Here is a 13,709-nt window from a genome sequence, read left to right as displayed (position 1 = left end):
TTAGCCTCCTGCCTTCATGGCCGTTGCTGCCGGCTGTGCAAACTCAGGGAACATCGATTGCAGCCCTTCTGTTGTTGCCGGTGTCACGCCCCGTTCCGTAATCAAGCCTGTGACAAGATTGTTCGGCGTCACATCAAAGGCCGGATTGCCGCCCGGTGTTCCTTCCGGCGTGACCTGCACCGTCTGAATGCATCCATCCGGCATAAGCCCCTGAATATGGGTTGTTTCTTGTGCGTTGCGTTCTTCGATCGGAATATCGGCCACACCGTCTGCAATTGTCCAGTCAATCGTTGGCGACGGCAGTGCGACATAGAAAGGAACATTGTTTGCTTTGGCCGCCAATGCCTTGAGATAGGTGCCGATTTTATTACACACATCGCCGCGGCTGGTTGTTCTGTCAGTGCCGACAATCACAAGATCGACCATGCCATGCTGCATGAGATGGCCACCGGCATTATCAACGATATAGGTGTGCGGCACGCCGTGACTGCCCAGCTCCCAAGAGGTGAGCGCGCCCTGATTGCGCGGCCGTGTTTCATCCACCCAGACATGGATAGGAATGCCTGCATCATGGGCCTGATACATCGGGCTTGTCGCTGTGCCCCAGTCAACGGTTGCAAGCCAGCCCGCATTACAGTGGGTCAGGATGTTGATTGTCTCGCCCGGTTTTTTAGATTTGGCGATTTCCTGAATGATTGCCAGACCGTGCTTGCCGATCTGCGCATTGATCTCGACATCCTCATCGGCAATCTCATGCGCCAGTTCCAGCGCTGCATCTGCGCGCTGATCTTCAGAAAGCGGCAGCAGCACATTTTTGCAGCGGTCCAGTGCCCACCGTAAATTGACCGCTGTCGGGCGTGTTGCGTTGAAATATTGCCATGACTTTTCAAGATGGTCATTGGACGGGTCTATTTTCATAGCCAGTGCCATTGCATAGGCTGCTGTTGCGCCAATGAGCGGCGCGCCGCGCACACGCATTTCCACAATAGCGTCGGCAAACTCTTCCATCGTGCCGACCGTTTGTGTTCTGAAATCATGCGGCAACCATCGTTGGTCGATAATTTCTAAAACGTCATTTTCAGCGTTCCACCACAGCGAGCGGTAGTGTTTTCCGTTTACCTTCATAGGTAGTCTCCTGTGTTAAACTGTTCGGCCATCGTCGTTAGGGATTCGATGTCCTTAATGTTCTCGGCATTCAAAATGAGTTTCGCGCCCATCATGATGTTCCGCGCTTCCAAAGGCGCTCTTACTGCCGTGTCTTCGATGGTCTCGAAATCTGCATTGTGGGCCAGAGACAAAACGCGCCGGTGCATCTCGATGCCGCAGATCGCAATCGCGTCTTCAAAGATATGCTCAAGCACATCGTCACAGGCTGCGTCTGATGCGTGTCCCTGATCTTCAAACAGTGAAGCGGGATAAAGCATACCGGTTCGTTCAGTCTGCCATAAATGACGGAACTCGGCATAGAAATGTTCGAATATCTCGGTGATCGTTGTCAGTATCCAGCTTTGATAGTCTTTCAGATCATCCTGGCTGCGATGGCCGGGCTGGCTGAAATAGGCCATAAGGAAATTGGCCGTCAGCATGCCGATATCAAAACCCATAGGGCCGTATTGCGCGAACTCCGGGTCGATAACGCGGTTGTCGCTGTCGGTGGACATGATCGAGCCGGAATGCAAATCGCCATGAACCATTGTTTCAGTGTTGGAGGCGAATTTCATCAGCATTTTTTGAACGCGGGCTTTAAGAGCCACATCGCCGCGAAGCTTCTTGACGATGCCGTCAAGCTCAGGCGTGAAATGGTTCATTTCCGCATCATAATAAGGGTCGGTAAAGACCAATGCTTCTGTAATGGCCGGAATTTCGACATTGCCGGAAAAAAGACCGACATCGGCTTTTTTATCAGCGCTTTTCATCGACAATTCTGAGCCGCGAAATGCTGTGCGCGCGCAGAATTTACCCATTGTTTCAGACAGGTTGGCGACTTTTTCACCGGCGATCAATTTGCCACGCAAAATGACATGGGGCTGGAGAAACTCCATAATAATAAGCGCCTGCTCATTATCAAAATGGAAGATTTCAGGCACCATGCCCGGCGCACGTTGCTGCTGGCGCACCAATGCTTCATGCTCGTAATAGGCGCGGTAAAGAGGCAATGGCCATGAATCGCCGACAAGGCGCACATAGGGCAGGGCCTGTTTTACGATCAGGGTTGCGTCAGGTGCCTCCACAATAAACACCAGATTCAGGTTGCCGTCACCAACCTCTTTTACCTGCCATTTTGACCCGTCAATGCCTATCCGGTCCGTGACTGCATCTATGGTTTTAAGCCGTGACGCAATCGTTTCAACCGATAGCTCCTGATAATTGCTAGCCTTTTCCATGGGTACCTCCTGCCCTTTAAAGAAAATAAAAATAGTCAATTGTCAAGGCTGTTGACATAAGAATAAATAAGAGTCACGATAGCGCTTCAAAATACACCATCGGTGCTCTGGGAGGAGCAATGACAACAACCGTTCTAACAATTGAAGGCGTGCGCAAAAGCTTCGGCAGAAACGAAGTTTTGAAAGGGATCGACCTTGCGTTGAATGCCGGCTCTGTGACGGTTCTTATGGGTGCTAATGGTGCCGGTAAGTCGACTTTGGTCAAGGCTATCTGCGGCATTCATTCGGTGGATGCAGGTGATATGAATCTTGGCGGGGCGTCCTATGCGCCGGCAACGGCTGCTGAAGCTTTGTCACAAGGTGTGGTGGCTGTTCACCAGAATATCGATGATGGCGTTATTCCAGATCTGGATGTTGCAACCAACTTAATGTTGGACCAGTTGACAAAAGCGGATGCCAAAACCTTTGTGCGCGACAGAGTGCTGCGCGAGCAGGCCAAAGAAATTGCCAAGTCTATGGGCCTGAAAATGGACGTGCGGGTTCGGGTGAGCGACCTTGGTGTCGCGGACCGGCAGATGATTGCTATTGCACGCGCGATGGCCCACTCGCCGAAAGTTTTGATTTTGGATGAGCCGACATCTTCGCTTTCAGCGTCGGAGGCAGACCGTCTTTTTGCTTTGATTGACCGGCTGCGCGATCAAGGCGTTGCGGTTCTTTATATTTCGCATCGCATGTCGGATATCAGACGGGTTGCCAATCGTATTATTTCCATGCGCGACGGACAGGTTTCAGGCGTCTTCGAGCAGGATAATCTTGATTACGAAGGCGCTGTTACAGCGATGCTCGGTCACAAAATGACCGAAGTGAATATTGTGCCGAAAGTGTCTAACGCACCGGTGCTTCAAATTGAAAACCTGTCGCTTAAAAGCAATTGGCCGGCATTTGATCTGACGGCGAATGAAGGTGAGGTTATTGCGGTAACCGGTTTGCTTGGCAGCGGCAAAAGCCAGTTGGCAGATATCATTTTCGGTTTGCGAAAGCCTGCAAGCGGCACCATGAAAATTGACGGCAAGCCGTACAATCCGGCAAATGCAAGCGCTGCGATTGATGCAGGCGTCTTCATGTCGCCAAAAGACCGGGGCAATAATGCTGTCGTCGGCGCGTTCAATATTTCAGACAATATGAGCCTGCCGTTCTTGCGTGCCTTCAGTCATTTTTCTTTCATTAACGGGCGTCAACAACGCCGTGCGGCAACTGAAATGATCAGCCAGATCGGGGTTGTTTGCCAGTCTGAGGAAGATTCAATCGGCACGCTTTCCGGCGGCAATCAGCAGAAAGTCATGATTGGCCGCTGGCTGTTAAAACCAAGCCGTGTGTTGCTGCTGGATGAGCCGTTTCAGGGGGTTGATATTGGCGCACGCCGCGACATTGGACGCCATATCCGCGAAACCGCGGCCAAGCGTACAACCATAGTATTTGTTGCTGAAATCGATGAAGCAATTGAAATTGCTGACAGAATTGTTGTTCTCAATGAAGGAAACATTGTTGGGGAACACACCAATCAAAATATAAATCTGGGCGCCCTGGTTGCACAAATCACAGGCGAAAAAGCTGCATGAGGAACGACACTAATGCGCAATGAAGACTTGCGGTCATTTGCCATACGGTATGGCTTTATTATTCTATTGATCGGACTGTCGGTCTATTTCAGCCTTGCAGCAACGGGCTTTTTTAGTGCGCGTTCGGCTGTTTTCGTTTTCCAATCGGTTGCGATTACGGGTATTTTGGCGCTCGGCGTTACATGTACGCTGGTTGTCGATGGCTTTGATCTGTCCATCGGTTCTGTGGCAACCTCGGCATTGATGCTTTCAGCCTATTCGATGGTTGTGCTTGAACAGCCTGCCTATGTTGCCGTTCTTTTATGTCTGGTTATGGGCGCTGTTGTCGGTCTGGTGAACGGGCTGCTGATTGTTAAAATGAAAGTGCCGGATCTGCTGGCAACTTTGGGCATGATGTTCCTGCTCATCGGTCTGCAGCGTATTCCCACACAAGGCAATTCAATTGCAACGGGTATGAGCCTTGCAGACGGAAGCACAGCGGAAGGCACATTTTCTGCCGCTTTCCTTTGGCTTGGCAGGCACCGTTTCGATTTGGTTCTGGAACGTCTTGTGCCGGTTCCTGTTGTGATCTTCCTGCTGGTTGCATTGGCGGTCTGGATTTTCCTTGAATATACCCGTCATGGCCGTTTGATGTATGCGATTGGCTCAAACCAGCGCGCGGCTGAACTGGTGGGTGCCAATGTGCACCGCTACAAGATCATGGCCTATGTGATCTCCGGCGTAACGGCTTCTATCGGCGGCATCTTGCTTGCTGCGCGTTTGGGCCGTGGGGACATCGCGTCGGGCAACAATTTGCTGCTCGACAGCGTCGCTGCCGCATTGATCGGTTTTGCTGTTCTTGGTGCTGCACGACCCAATGCTTTTGGCACGGCTATCGGTGCTCTTTTTGTCGGCATTCTTTTGCAGGGCATGACAATGCTGAACGCACCTTACTACACCCAAGATTTCGTTAAGGGCGCCGTTCTGGTCTGCGCGCTCGTATTCACTTTCTATCTTTCGTCGAAAAGTTCGGCGGCTCGTAAAGCTTAGGAACACTCAGATAAACCCATGGGAGGATTTGATATGCTGAGAAGACAAATGTTGAAACTAATTGGTGCCGGAGTATCGGTACTTGCCATTGGCGCATCAGCGTTTGCCGCTGATATGCCGGCACCATTCGACAAGCCGGGCGATGTTAAGATTGCGCTCGTGCGCTATCTGTCGACCGGTGACTTTTTCCAATCCTATCTGTCAGGTGTTGAAACTCAGGCAGAGGCTCTTGGCGTTGACCTTCGTGTCTTTGACAGCCGTCAGGATGCGGCGCTTCAGGCGGACATGGTTGATCAGGCGATTTCACTTGGTGTGAATGGCATTATCATCCAGCACGGCCTTACAGAGTCGATGAAGGAAGCAGCGCAGCGCGCTGTTGATGCAGGCATCAAAGTTGTCGCTTTTGACGTGAATGTTGAAAACGAGGCTATTCCGCAAGTCGAACAGTCAGACTACCAGCTTGGCAAATTAGCGCTAGATCAGGCAATTGAAGACAACGGCACCGAATTCACAGCGGGCTATGTTTATGTGCCTGGTATCGCGCCGCTTGATCGCCGCGATGTCGCTTGGAAAGAAGTCAAGGAAGCTAATCCGGGCATTACAGAAGCTGCCATGTTCGGCACTATGGATAACCCGATTGCAAACTCGGTTGCCAACCAGGCACGCTCCGTCTTGCAGGCAAACCCGAATATCAACGTTGTCTTTGCGCCTTATGACGAATTTGCAAAAGGTGTGAAAATTGCGGTTGATGAAGCCGGTCTGACAGATGACATCGACATCTATTCAGCGGACGTTTCGACTGCGGATATCTCTGCTATGCGCGAACCGGGTTCTGCGTGGGTTGCAACGGTTGCAACAAACCCTGCCGTGGTTGGTGAAGTATCTGTGCGCACATTGGCGCTGATGCTGGCCGGTGAAAATCCGGGCGCGTCTGTGATCGTTCCACCTACATTGATTACACAAGATTTCCTGAACGAAAACGACATCAAAAACATGGACGATCTAGGTTCTAAAATGCCCCAGTTCCAACATGCTGATGTTTCTGTTGCGGACTGGATTCCACTTCCAAAGCGCTAATCCTTTGCTGAGGTAAATAAAAATAGCCAAGGCCGCTTATGGCCTTGGCCAACCATACGGAAACTGGACAATGTTAATTGGCATAGACGGGCGTATATCGCCGGAGTTGCTTTTTGTACTGGCAAGCATGGGGCATGGTGATGAAATCGCCATTGTGGATGCAAATTTTCCAGCGGCATCGACCGCCGCACATTGCCAAGTGGACAAGCCGATTGATTTGCTCGGTATTGATGCCGTGAAGTGTATTGAAGTAATTACCGGCATTATGCCGCTCGACTCTTTTGTCGACCATTCTGCGCTTCGCATGGAAATTGACAATGCGCCGGATGAATTTGGCCCAGTGCATCAGGAAGTCGCCAATGTGCTGAATAATATTCCCGGCAACGAAAACAGATTTGGCTCGATTGAGCGACAAGAATTTTACAAAAGATCAAAGATGGCATTCGCTGTTGTCCAGACAGGTGAAGCGCGTCCTTTCGGATGCTTTCTGCTTCGCAAGGGCGTGATTTTTTAAGAATACGGTCAAAACCATCATGAATTTATATCCATGTAATTCGGGGTGCCGAATTGCGAGAAGAGGGCTGAACTATGCGCAATAAGAAAACATCTGAAGAAGTTGCACTGGGCATCAGGCGCCGCGTTTTTGAGCATTCCATGCGCAATAATGGCGGATATTTGTCTCAAGCCTGTTCGGCGGGCGAGCAACTGGCCTGGCTGTACAATGAAGAGCTGAAGCTGGGTGATCCAACCCTGCCGATGATCCCGAAACCGTTTGAAGGTGTGCCTTCGGCTGATAATCCTGATTATCATACTGGCGCGGGTTATAACGGTCCGTTCGAGCCGCAATATGACCGTCTTTTCATAGCGCCGGCGCATTACGCTCTGGTTGCCTATGCCACCCTTATTGAGGTGGGACGCATGGCGCCTGAAGGGCTGGAGATGTTCAACAAGGACGGCTCGTCGGTTGAGATGATTGGTGCGGAACATTCACCGGGTATGGAAGTTCACAACGGCACATTGGGCATAGGTCTGTCGACAGGCGCGGGGCTTGCCTATGGCCGCAAACTCAAAGGCGAGCCGGGCCGGACATGGGTCTATATGTCCGATGGTGAAGTGCAGGAAGGCCAGACATGGGAAGCGGTTCAGGCCGCAAGCTTCCACGGCATTGATAACCTTTATGCGATCATGGATGTGAATAAGCAGCAATGCGATGGCGCCATGGACAGCGTGATGGAAGTGGGGGATATTAAAACCAAATTCCAGAACTTCGGTGCTGTCTGTGTCGAAATTGACGGCCATGATATCAACGCCATGCGTGATGCGGTCAAAGAACCGCATGAGGGCAAGCCGCTCATCATTCTGGCCAATACAAATCCGTTTCATTCGATGCCGATTTTGGAAGAACGTTTTCCGCGGCTTCATTATGTGCGCTTTAAATCCGAGGACGAGCGCGCCCGCATGAATGTTTCAATTGCTAAAGATCTGGGCGTTGAGCCGATCGATTACAGTCACTGATTTTACTGATGCGTGTGCGCTCCTGTTTGGAGCATACGCAAGATGGAGCCTATTATGGTAGAAATGGTATCACGCCCTTATGCGTCTGCTTTTGAAAAGTTCGCAGTCGGCAAGCCGGAAATTTTATGTCTTTCAGCCGATCTGACATCATCATGTGAAGTCGATGGTTTCCGTGACCGGCACCCTGATCAATTCCTGTCGCTGGGTATGGCAGAGCAAAATATGATGAGTTTTGCCGGCGGGCTTGGTCTGGCCGGTTTCCGTCCGTTCATTCATACGTTCGGTGTGTTTATGTATCGACGCCCCTATGACCAGCTTATGGCCTCGATTGCCTATCCGCGGCGCAAGGTGCGTTTGATGGGCTTTTTACCGGGCATCACAACGCCGGGTGGTATGACTCACCAGTCTATCGAAGATATTTCGGTGATGCGCTCCATTCCGAACATGACGATATTGGAAACAGGCGATGCAACCGAGGTGGAAAGTATTTGTGAAGCCGCAGATTCAATCGACGGTCCTGTCTGGTGCCGTGTGTTGCGCGGTTCTGTTCCGCGTCTGTTTGATACGCCGATTAAAGTGGGTGAAATGCGTGTGCTGTCAGAAGGTGATGACATTCTGGTTGTCACATCGGGCATTACGACAGAAGAGGCCATGCGTGCGCGCTCTGCACTCAAAGAGGCCGGACTATCGATCCGTCACATTCACCTGCATACGATCAAACCTTTTGATCACAAGCAATTGCTCGACCATATCGGGTCGGTCAAGCATGGTGTTGTGACCATTGAAAACCATGTCACTGAAGGCGGCATTGGCTCGCTTGTTGCCGAAACAATGGCGGATGCCGGTGTCGGCAAACGCCTTGTCCGTCTGGGCTTAAAAGACACTTATGCACATGGCGGATCGCGCGCTTATCTGATGCGTTATTACGGCTTGGATGCGCTTGCACTTGTCGGCGGCATTGAAGACATTATGGGGCAGAAATTCGGTATCACTGAAGAAGATATGGAAGCTGCGCGCGTTGATGACGTTCACTCTCTTGTCAAAGCCGAGGCGCTGTAATGGACCGCTTCAGTGTAACCTATCGTCTGTTTGCAGACACGCAAGGCGAAGCACATGATTTTGCGGCAGCGATTGCGCTTGAAAACACCGTAGAGATTCCGCGCGATGTCGTGCCATCCGGTTACATTGAAGATGTCGTGCTGGGAAAAGTGGAATCTGTTGAAGCTGAAACCGACAGGACGTGGCGCGCGCGCATAAGCTATCATATCGATGCTGCGGGGGAAGAATTGCCGCAGCTTCTCAATGTGATGTTTGGCAATGCGTCTATTTTGAAAGGCGTCAAACTCATCGAGTTTTCTTTCAATGAAGATGTGCGTTCACTTTTCCCCGGCCCACGATTTGGCGCAGATGGCGTGCGCAAAGTGATTGGCAAGAAATCGGGCGGGTTTGTTTGCCCCGTTATCAAGCCGCAAGGCTCGACGGTCGAGGATCTTGCCGAACTTTGCTATCAGACCGCATTGGCCGGCGCGGACATTATCAAAGAAGATCACGGGCTTTCAAACCAGAAAAACGCCTTGTTTAAAGACCGTATTCCTGTCTGTGCTGAAGCGGTTGAAAAAGCCAATGCCGAACGCAAGGCCAAAGGTGACACTAGTCAAGCGATGTACCTGCCCAATATTGGCGGGCATGGCGATGAGGTTGAGGAACTGGCGTTTTATGCCAAAGAACATGGCGCGCAAGGCTTGCTACTTATTCCCGGATTGTTTGGCTTTGACGCCATGCAACGCTTAGCGCGCAATGACAGTTTCGGCCTGCCAATTATGGCCCATCCGTCATTCGCCGGACCTTTTGTTTTATCTGAAGATACCGGCTACTCTCACGGCTGCTATCTGGGTGATCTTATGCGCTTGGCAGGTGCTGACATCAGCGTGTTTCCGAACTATGGCGGCCGGTTCGGCTTCAACAAGGAACAGTGCCTGGAAATTGTTGATGCCTGCAAATCCGGTACCGGTATCGGCAAGGCAATCCTGCCAAGTCCGGGCGGTGGAATGAGCATCGATCGCTTGCCGGAAATGTATAATACTTACGGCGATGATTGTGTGTATCTGGTTGGCGGATCACTGCTGCGCTATGGTGCAAAAATCGGTGATGCAATCAGGGAAATGAGCGCTGCCTTAAACAGCGCTTCTTAAAGCCGCTACGATTATTGAAGGCCTGCATCCGGTGTAACCGCACAGACCATTTGCAGTTCATCAATTGCTGAATTGATGGTCAGTTTTGCGCGGTCAAGCGCGAACTGATCACCGAATTCAGCCGAAATGCGCAATGGAAATATCCACGCTTCAACTTCCTGCATAGCGGCCTTGAATGCAGCGCCTGCCGCGCCTTCGGGCGCTTCTGCGCGCATATATTGATCGATGATAATCTGGTCGACATGATCGCTGTTAGTCAGCTGGTCAATATAGGCGCGTAGTTTGGGAAAACTGGTCATGGCACTGGTTTTGGCAAAAGAATGTCATGTTGAATTGCGTGGTCATTCTTTTGTAAAATTCAGCTTTGTTGTTTGCAAAGGCGCTGTACTTCTACACACAGCTTTTTGCGCAAACAGCAGACCGATAATTTATGCGGCGACTAAATCTGTCGCCTGAACCATTTGATCGCGACCATTATTCTTGGCTTGATACAATGCTTGGTCGGCTTCACGGATTGCCTGCCAATATGCGGTGTCTTTTGCCCAGAATTGAGAAACACCGGCGCTGACCGTTACGGGGAAGCTGCGTCCATTAGAGTGGATAGGTGTTGTTCTCACGCTTTGCAAAATACGTTTGGTAATTGTCGCAGCCTGCTTGGCGGTTGTATCGCGTAGAAACAAGGCAAATTCCTCTCCGCCAATACGCACAGCAACATCTGTTTCACGCGCATTGAGTTTCAAAATGGTCGCAAATGAGACCAGAGCCTGATCGCCGCCTTCATGGCCGTATTTGTCATTGACGGATTTGAAATGGTCTAGGTCGAAAACGACGACGGAATCAACCTTGCCTGAATTCTGTTGTGTGCTGGCAATGGAAATTTCAAGTCCGCGGCGGTTCATCAACCCTGTCAATGCATCCGTATTGGCCGCTGCTTCCAGTTTGCGTGCAGATTCAATGAGTTTGCGTTCGCGCTCAATAAGTGTGCCAAGTACGACTGCCGATGTGATGTAGGCCGGTAGCAATATCGGGTAAACACTCATCACAAGTTTATTCGCCAGTTCAATGGGAAGAAGATATACAGCGAAAAACTGGAGCGAGATAAAGGCGCCGCCAAAAAGAAGATGTTGGAATTTCGGGCGCTTGTTACACGCGCTCATCTTCATCCAGATCAAGCCCAACGCTGCCGCAAGCAAAATACCGACAGTGCCCGCTATCGCCCCGTTGCCGCCGATATAAAGACGCGCTGCGCCGGTTGACATTGAAACGATTATAGCTGCGGGTATCCCGCCAAAGGCAGCCCCAAGTCCGACCATGATGCCGCGGCCATCGATAATGATGCCGGGTGCAAATTCGACAGGCGTTAGCATGGCGAATATCGCGGCAAAAGAAAATAATACCCCGATTATCATCGATTTTTGTACAGGCGAAAATGCCGTGCGAATGATGATTCCGAACGCCAGTGCAGTCAGCGCCATTGTGCCGGCTGCCTGAACAAATGCTACTATCAATTCAGTTTCAAACATAAACCATGTGCCCCATTGTTTTGTCTGCGGCGAAACTAGCGGGGCTTTGTTAATGGAATCTGTAAAATTGAAAGTGAGTGGTGCTAGCCTTAACGCCCGGTAAATGTATCAATACAAATTTTAATGGTTAGTGCTTTGCGCATTCTTCTTTCAAGAATTGATAGAGGCGATGATTGCTTGACTTGGAATGTTTTGTATTATTAAAAACATTATAGATATATATCCCGCCGCAGGCATTAAGGAACTTTGCACGATGCACCCCACGCCGATTTTACAGTTTGGAACGAGCCGATTTCTGCAAGCGCATGTCGACCTTTTTGTCTCTCAGGCTATGGATCGCGGGCAAAATGCCGGCCCGATCACAATTGTGCAAAGCTCCGGCGATCCGTCGCGTTCAAAACGGCTTGAAGGACTGGTCGGGTCTTATCCAGTGCGCGTGGAGGGGCTTGATGAGGGGAAAAAAGTACAGGAAACAATCAAGGTGCGCAGTGTCGCGCGCGCATTGACGACAGCGGTCGACTGGCAGGAAGTAGCGCGGGTTTTTGTCGAAGAGGTCGAATTTGTTTTATCCAATACCGGCGATAAAGGCTTTGCCCCGCAGCTATGCGATATGGACAGGGCGTTTGATCAGGCAATGTCTTATCCTGCAAAACTAACCCATCTGCTGCGCTTGCGCTTTGAAGCCAATAGAAAACCAATCCAGATTATGCCGATGGAGTTGATTGCTGAAAACGGCGCTGTGCTGAAACAGCGCGTGGCCGAAATCGCGCAAAATGATAGTGCAGCATTCAAGCAATATCTTGAAAAAGAGGTGATCTGGGTCAACTCACTGGTGGACAGAATTGTCTCCGAGCCGCTTGAACCGGCAGGTGCCGTAGCCGAACCCTATGCTTTATGGGCGATTGAAAACCAGCCAGGTTTGAAAGTGCCGTGCGAGCATGAAGGCATTAAAATTGTCGAGTCGCTTGATGAAATCGAAGCGCTTAAATTGTTTGTGCTTAATCTGGGGCACAGCTTCTTTGCAGACCGTTGGCTTGCTTCGAACGGTGCTGCTGATGTGCTTGTGCGCCACTTGATGGATGATGAGCAAGAACTTACCGCTTTGAAAAAAGTGCTGGCCGAGGAAGTAAGACCGGCTTTTTGCGCTGCGGGACTTGAAGAAAAATTCGACGCCTATGTTCCGGTCACAATGGACCGTTTTGCCAATCCGTTTCTGGATCACAAAATTGCTGATATCGCTCAGAACCACCAGCAGAAGGTGCAGCGCCGGATAAGGGCCATGCTCGATTGGGCAGCAGAAAAGGGCGACCATTCTGACAAACCAATTCTACAAAATATCGTTATCCGTAATCGGGAGGCAGCATAATGAAGATTGAAACCAAACCTGTTGGCAAGACGGGCATTTCAGTAACTTCGTTGTCTTTTGGCGGCGCGAGTATCGGTAATCTGGGCGGAATAGTCAGTGATGACGATGCGTCTGCCGTGCTGGATTATGCATGGCAGTCCGGTATCCGGTATTTTGATACGGCCCCTCATTACGGGCGCGGCTTGTCAGAACAGCGCATGGGGCAATTCTTTAAAGACAAACAGCGTGATGATTACGTTATTTCCACCAAGGTGGGCCGCGTTTTATCGGCCGGTGAGCCAATGGAAGAAGCGGACGGATTTGTGCAGCCTCTGCCAAATAATGTGCGCTACGACTATTGTGCGGACGGTATTCGCGAGAGTTTCGAGAATAGCTGCGAACGATTGGGGACGTCTCGCGTCGATATTATTTACGTCCATGATATCGGCGATTTAACGCACGGCGCTAAAGACGGTGCGCGGCATATGAATGACTTGCTCGGCTCTGGCATCGGCGCGCTGCATGATCTTAAACAATCGGGCCGTATCGGTGCCATCGGCTTGGGGGTCAATGAATCGCAGGTTTGTATTGATGTGATGAAGGAAACGCCGCTTGATGTGATCTTGCTGGCAGGGCGTCTCACATTGCTGGATAGGCAAGCCGAAGAAGGGCTGCTGGCATTGTGTGAAGAGCAGCAAACAAGTCTTGTGCTGGGCGGTATTTTTAATTCCGGTATTCTGGCCACCGGTCCGGTGCCGGGGGCGTGGTTTGATTATAGTCCTGCATCGGAAGAGATTGTCGGCCGTGTCAATATTCTTCAGGAAAAGGCGCAAGAGGTTGGGCTGACACTGGCTGAGGCCGCATTGCAGTTCGGCTTGAATCATCCGGCAGCTTGTTCGGTGTTGCTCGGTACCGGTAAGGTTCGGTCATTGCAGCGCAATCTCGATGCGGCTCAGATTGATCTTACTGATGCGGCACGCGCGTTCGTGACAAGTTAGAGCGTGTCTGCTTTTCACTGAATCGCA

At 50.9% G+C, this 13,709-nt stretch carries 13 protein-coding genes; 9 read left to right on the top strand and 4 right to left on the bottom strand.

The window, feature by feature from the left end; genetic code table 11:
• Together mtnA and mtnK are read right to left on the bottom strand one after the other, a co-directional pair.
• Nucleotides 1–1,125 (bottom strand): S-methyl-5-thioribose-1-phosphate isomerase, encoded by a 1,125-nt coding sequence (gene mtnA / locus SU32_RS10160; protein ID WP_053999253.1) that lies wholly within the window; start codon nucleotides 1,123–1,125, stop codon nucleotides 1–3.
• A complete protein-coding gene (gene mtnK, locus SU32_RS10155; RefSeq protein ID WP_053999252.1) occupies nucleotides 1,122–2,384 on the bottom strand; it encodes an S-methyl-5-thioribose kinase in 1,263 nt (420 codons plus the stop codon). The genes mtnA and mtnK overlap by 4 nt, the downstream gene beginning before the upstream one ends.
• A gap of 119 nt (nucleotides 2,385–2,503) precedes the next feature.
• Here mtnK and SU32_RS10150 point away from each other — a divergent pair, with 119 nt between their 5' ends.
• The 7 genes from SU32_RS10150 (at nucleotide 2,504) to SU32_RS10120 (ending at nucleotide 9,816) form a co-directional block, all read left to right on the top strand.
• Complete coding sequence (locus SU32_RS10150) at nucleotides 2,504–4,003, top strand: sugar ABC transporter ATP-binding protein (protein WP_053999251.1); 1,500 nt, start codon at nucleotides 2,504–2,506, stop codon at nucleotides 4,001–4,003.
• 12 nt (nucleotides 4,004–4,015) lie between these two features.
• Nucleotides 4,016–5,032, top strand: coding sequence for an ABC transporter permease (locus SU32_RS10145; protein ID WP_053999250.1), 1,017 nt, complete (start codon nucleotides 4,016–4,018; stop codon nucleotides 5,030–5,032).
• 33 nt (nucleotides 5,033–5,065) lie between these two features.
• On the top strand, nucleotides 5,066–6,109 hold the full coding sequence (locus tag SU32_RS10140; RefSeq protein ID WP_053999249.1) for a substrate-binding domain-containing protein: 1,044 nt from the start codon (nucleotides 5,066–5,068) through the stop codon (nucleotides 6,107–6,109).
• 70 nt (nucleotides 6,110–6,179) lie between these two features.
• Nucleotides 6,180–6,623: an RbsD/FucU family protein gene (locus SU32_RS10135; RefSeq protein ID WP_053999248.1), complete on the top strand. Its 444-nt coding sequence runs from the start codon at nucleotides 6,180–6,182 to the stop codon at nucleotides 6,621–6,623.
• Nucleotides 6,624–6,697: 74 nt separating this feature from the next.
• Nucleotides 6,698–7,624: a transketolase gene (locus tag SU32_RS10130; protein WP_053999247.1), complete on the top strand. Its 927-nt coding sequence runs from the start codon at nucleotides 6,698–6,700 to the stop codon at nucleotides 7,622–7,624.
• Nucleotides 7,625–7,678: 54 nt separating this feature from the next.
• Nucleotides 7,679–8,683, top strand: coding sequence for a transketolase family protein (locus SU32_RS10125; protein ID WP_053999358.1), 1,005 nt, complete (start codon nucleotides 7,679–7,681; stop codon nucleotides 8,681–8,683).
• Nucleotides 8,683–9,816: a RuBisCO large subunit C-terminal-like domain-containing protein gene (locus tag SU32_RS10120; protein ID WP_053999246.1), complete on the top strand. Its 1,134-nt coding sequence runs from the start codon at nucleotides 8,683–8,685 to the stop codon at nucleotides 9,814–9,816. The genes SU32_RS10125 and SU32_RS10120 overlap by 1 nt, the downstream gene beginning before the upstream one ends.
• A gap of 11 nt (nucleotides 9,817–9,827) precedes the next feature.
• Here the strand turns inward: SU32_RS10120 and SU32_RS10115 are convergent, their stop codons facing one another.
• Together SU32_RS10115 and SU32_RS10110 are read right to left on the bottom strand one after the other, a co-directional pair.
• On the bottom strand, nucleotides 9,828–10,115 hold the full coding sequence (locus SU32_RS10115; protein ID WP_053999245.1) for a hypothetical protein: 288 nt from the start codon (nucleotides 10,113–10,115) through the stop codon (nucleotides 9,828–9,830).
• Between the two features lie 129 nt (nucleotides 10,116–10,244).
• Nucleotides 10,245–11,339: a GGDEF domain-containing protein gene (locus SU32_RS10110; RefSeq protein WP_053999244.1), complete on the bottom strand. Its 1,095-nt coding sequence runs from the start codon at nucleotides 11,337–11,339 to the stop codon at nucleotides 10,245–10,247.
• Between the two features lie 253 nt (nucleotides 11,340–11,592).
• On the opposite strand from SU32_RS10110, the gene SU32_RS10105 reads away from it, so the two are divergent.
• Nucleotides 11,593–12,705, top strand: a complete 1,113-nt coding sequence (locus SU32_RS10105; RefSeq protein WP_053999357.1) for a mannitol dehydrogenase family protein — start codon at nucleotides 11,593–11,595, stop codon at nucleotides 12,703–12,705.
• A complete protein-coding gene (locus tag SU32_RS10100; RefSeq protein WP_245625520.1) occupies nucleotides 12,705–13,682 on the top strand; it encodes an aldo/keto reductase in 978 nt (325 codons plus the stop codon). The genes SU32_RS10105 and SU32_RS10100 overlap by 1 nt, the downstream gene beginning before the upstream one ends.
• The last annotated feature ends 27 nt before the right edge of the window (nucleotides 13,683–13,709 follow it).

Source organism: Ahrensia marina (assembly GCF_001293565.1).
In the GTDB taxonomy this organism is placed as follows: Bacteria; Pseudomonadota; Alphaproteobacteria; order Rhizobiales; family Rhizobiaceae; genus Ahrensia; species Ahrensia marina.
This window is presented reverse-complemented; position numbering and strand designations above follow the sequence as displayed.

What these genes read in the sequence shown, in the direction of transcription:
- mtnA (WP_053999253.1), bottom strand. Translation starts at nt 1,125, where the DNA reads ATGAAGGTAAACGGAAAACACTACCGCTCGCTGTGGTGGAACGCTGAA.
- SU32_RS10120 (WP_053999246.1), top strand. Translation starts at nt 8,683, where the DNA reads ATGGACCGCTTCAGTGTAACCTATCGTCTGTTTGCAGACACGCAAGGC.
- SU32_RS10110 (WP_053999244.1), bottom strand. Translation starts at nt 11,339, where the DNA reads ATGTTTGAAACTGAATTGATAGTAGCATTTGTTCAGGCAGCCGGCACA.
- SU32_RS10105 (WP_053999357.1), top strand. Translation starts at nt 11,593, where the DNA reads ATGCACCCCACGCCGATTTTACAGTTTGGAACGAGCCGATTTCTGCAA.
- SU32_RS10100 (WP_245625520.1), top strand. Translation starts at nt 12,705, where the DNA reads ATGAAGATTGAAACCAAACCTGTTGGCAAGACGGGCATTTCAGTAACT.
- SU32_RS10125 (WP_053999358.1), top strand. Translation starts at nt 7,679, where the DNA reads ATGGTAGAAATGGTATCACGCCCTTATGCGTCTGCTTTTGAAAAGTTC.
- SU32_RS10150 (WP_053999251.1), top strand. Translation starts at nt 2,504, where the DNA reads ATGACAACAACCGTTCTAACAATTGAAGGCGTGCGCAAAAGCTTCGGC.
- SU32_RS10130 (WP_053999247.1), top strand. Translation starts at nt 6,698, where the DNA reads ATGCGCAATAAGAAAACATCTGAAGAAGTTGCACTGGGCATCAGGCGC.
- SU32_RS10135 (WP_053999248.1), top strand. Translation starts at nt 6,180, where the DNA reads ATGTTAATTGGCATAGACGGGCGTATATCGCCGGAGTTGCTTTTTGTA.
- SU32_RS10145 (WP_053999250.1), top strand. Translation starts at nt 4,016, where the DNA reads ATGCGCAATGAAGACTTGCGGTCATTTGCCATACGGTATGGCTTTATT.
- SU32_RS10140 (WP_053999249.1), top strand. Translation starts at nt 5,066, where the DNA reads ATGCTGAGAAGACAAATGTTGAAACTAATTGGTGCCGGAGTATCGGTA.
- mtnK (WP_053999252.1), bottom strand. Translation starts at nt 2,384, where the DNA reads ATGGAAAAGGCTAGCAATTATCAGGAGCTATCGGTTGAAACGATTGCG.
- SU32_RS10115 (WP_053999245.1), bottom strand. Translation starts at nt 10,115, where the DNA reads ATGACCAGTTTTCCCAAACTACGCGCCTATATTGACCAGCTGACTAAC.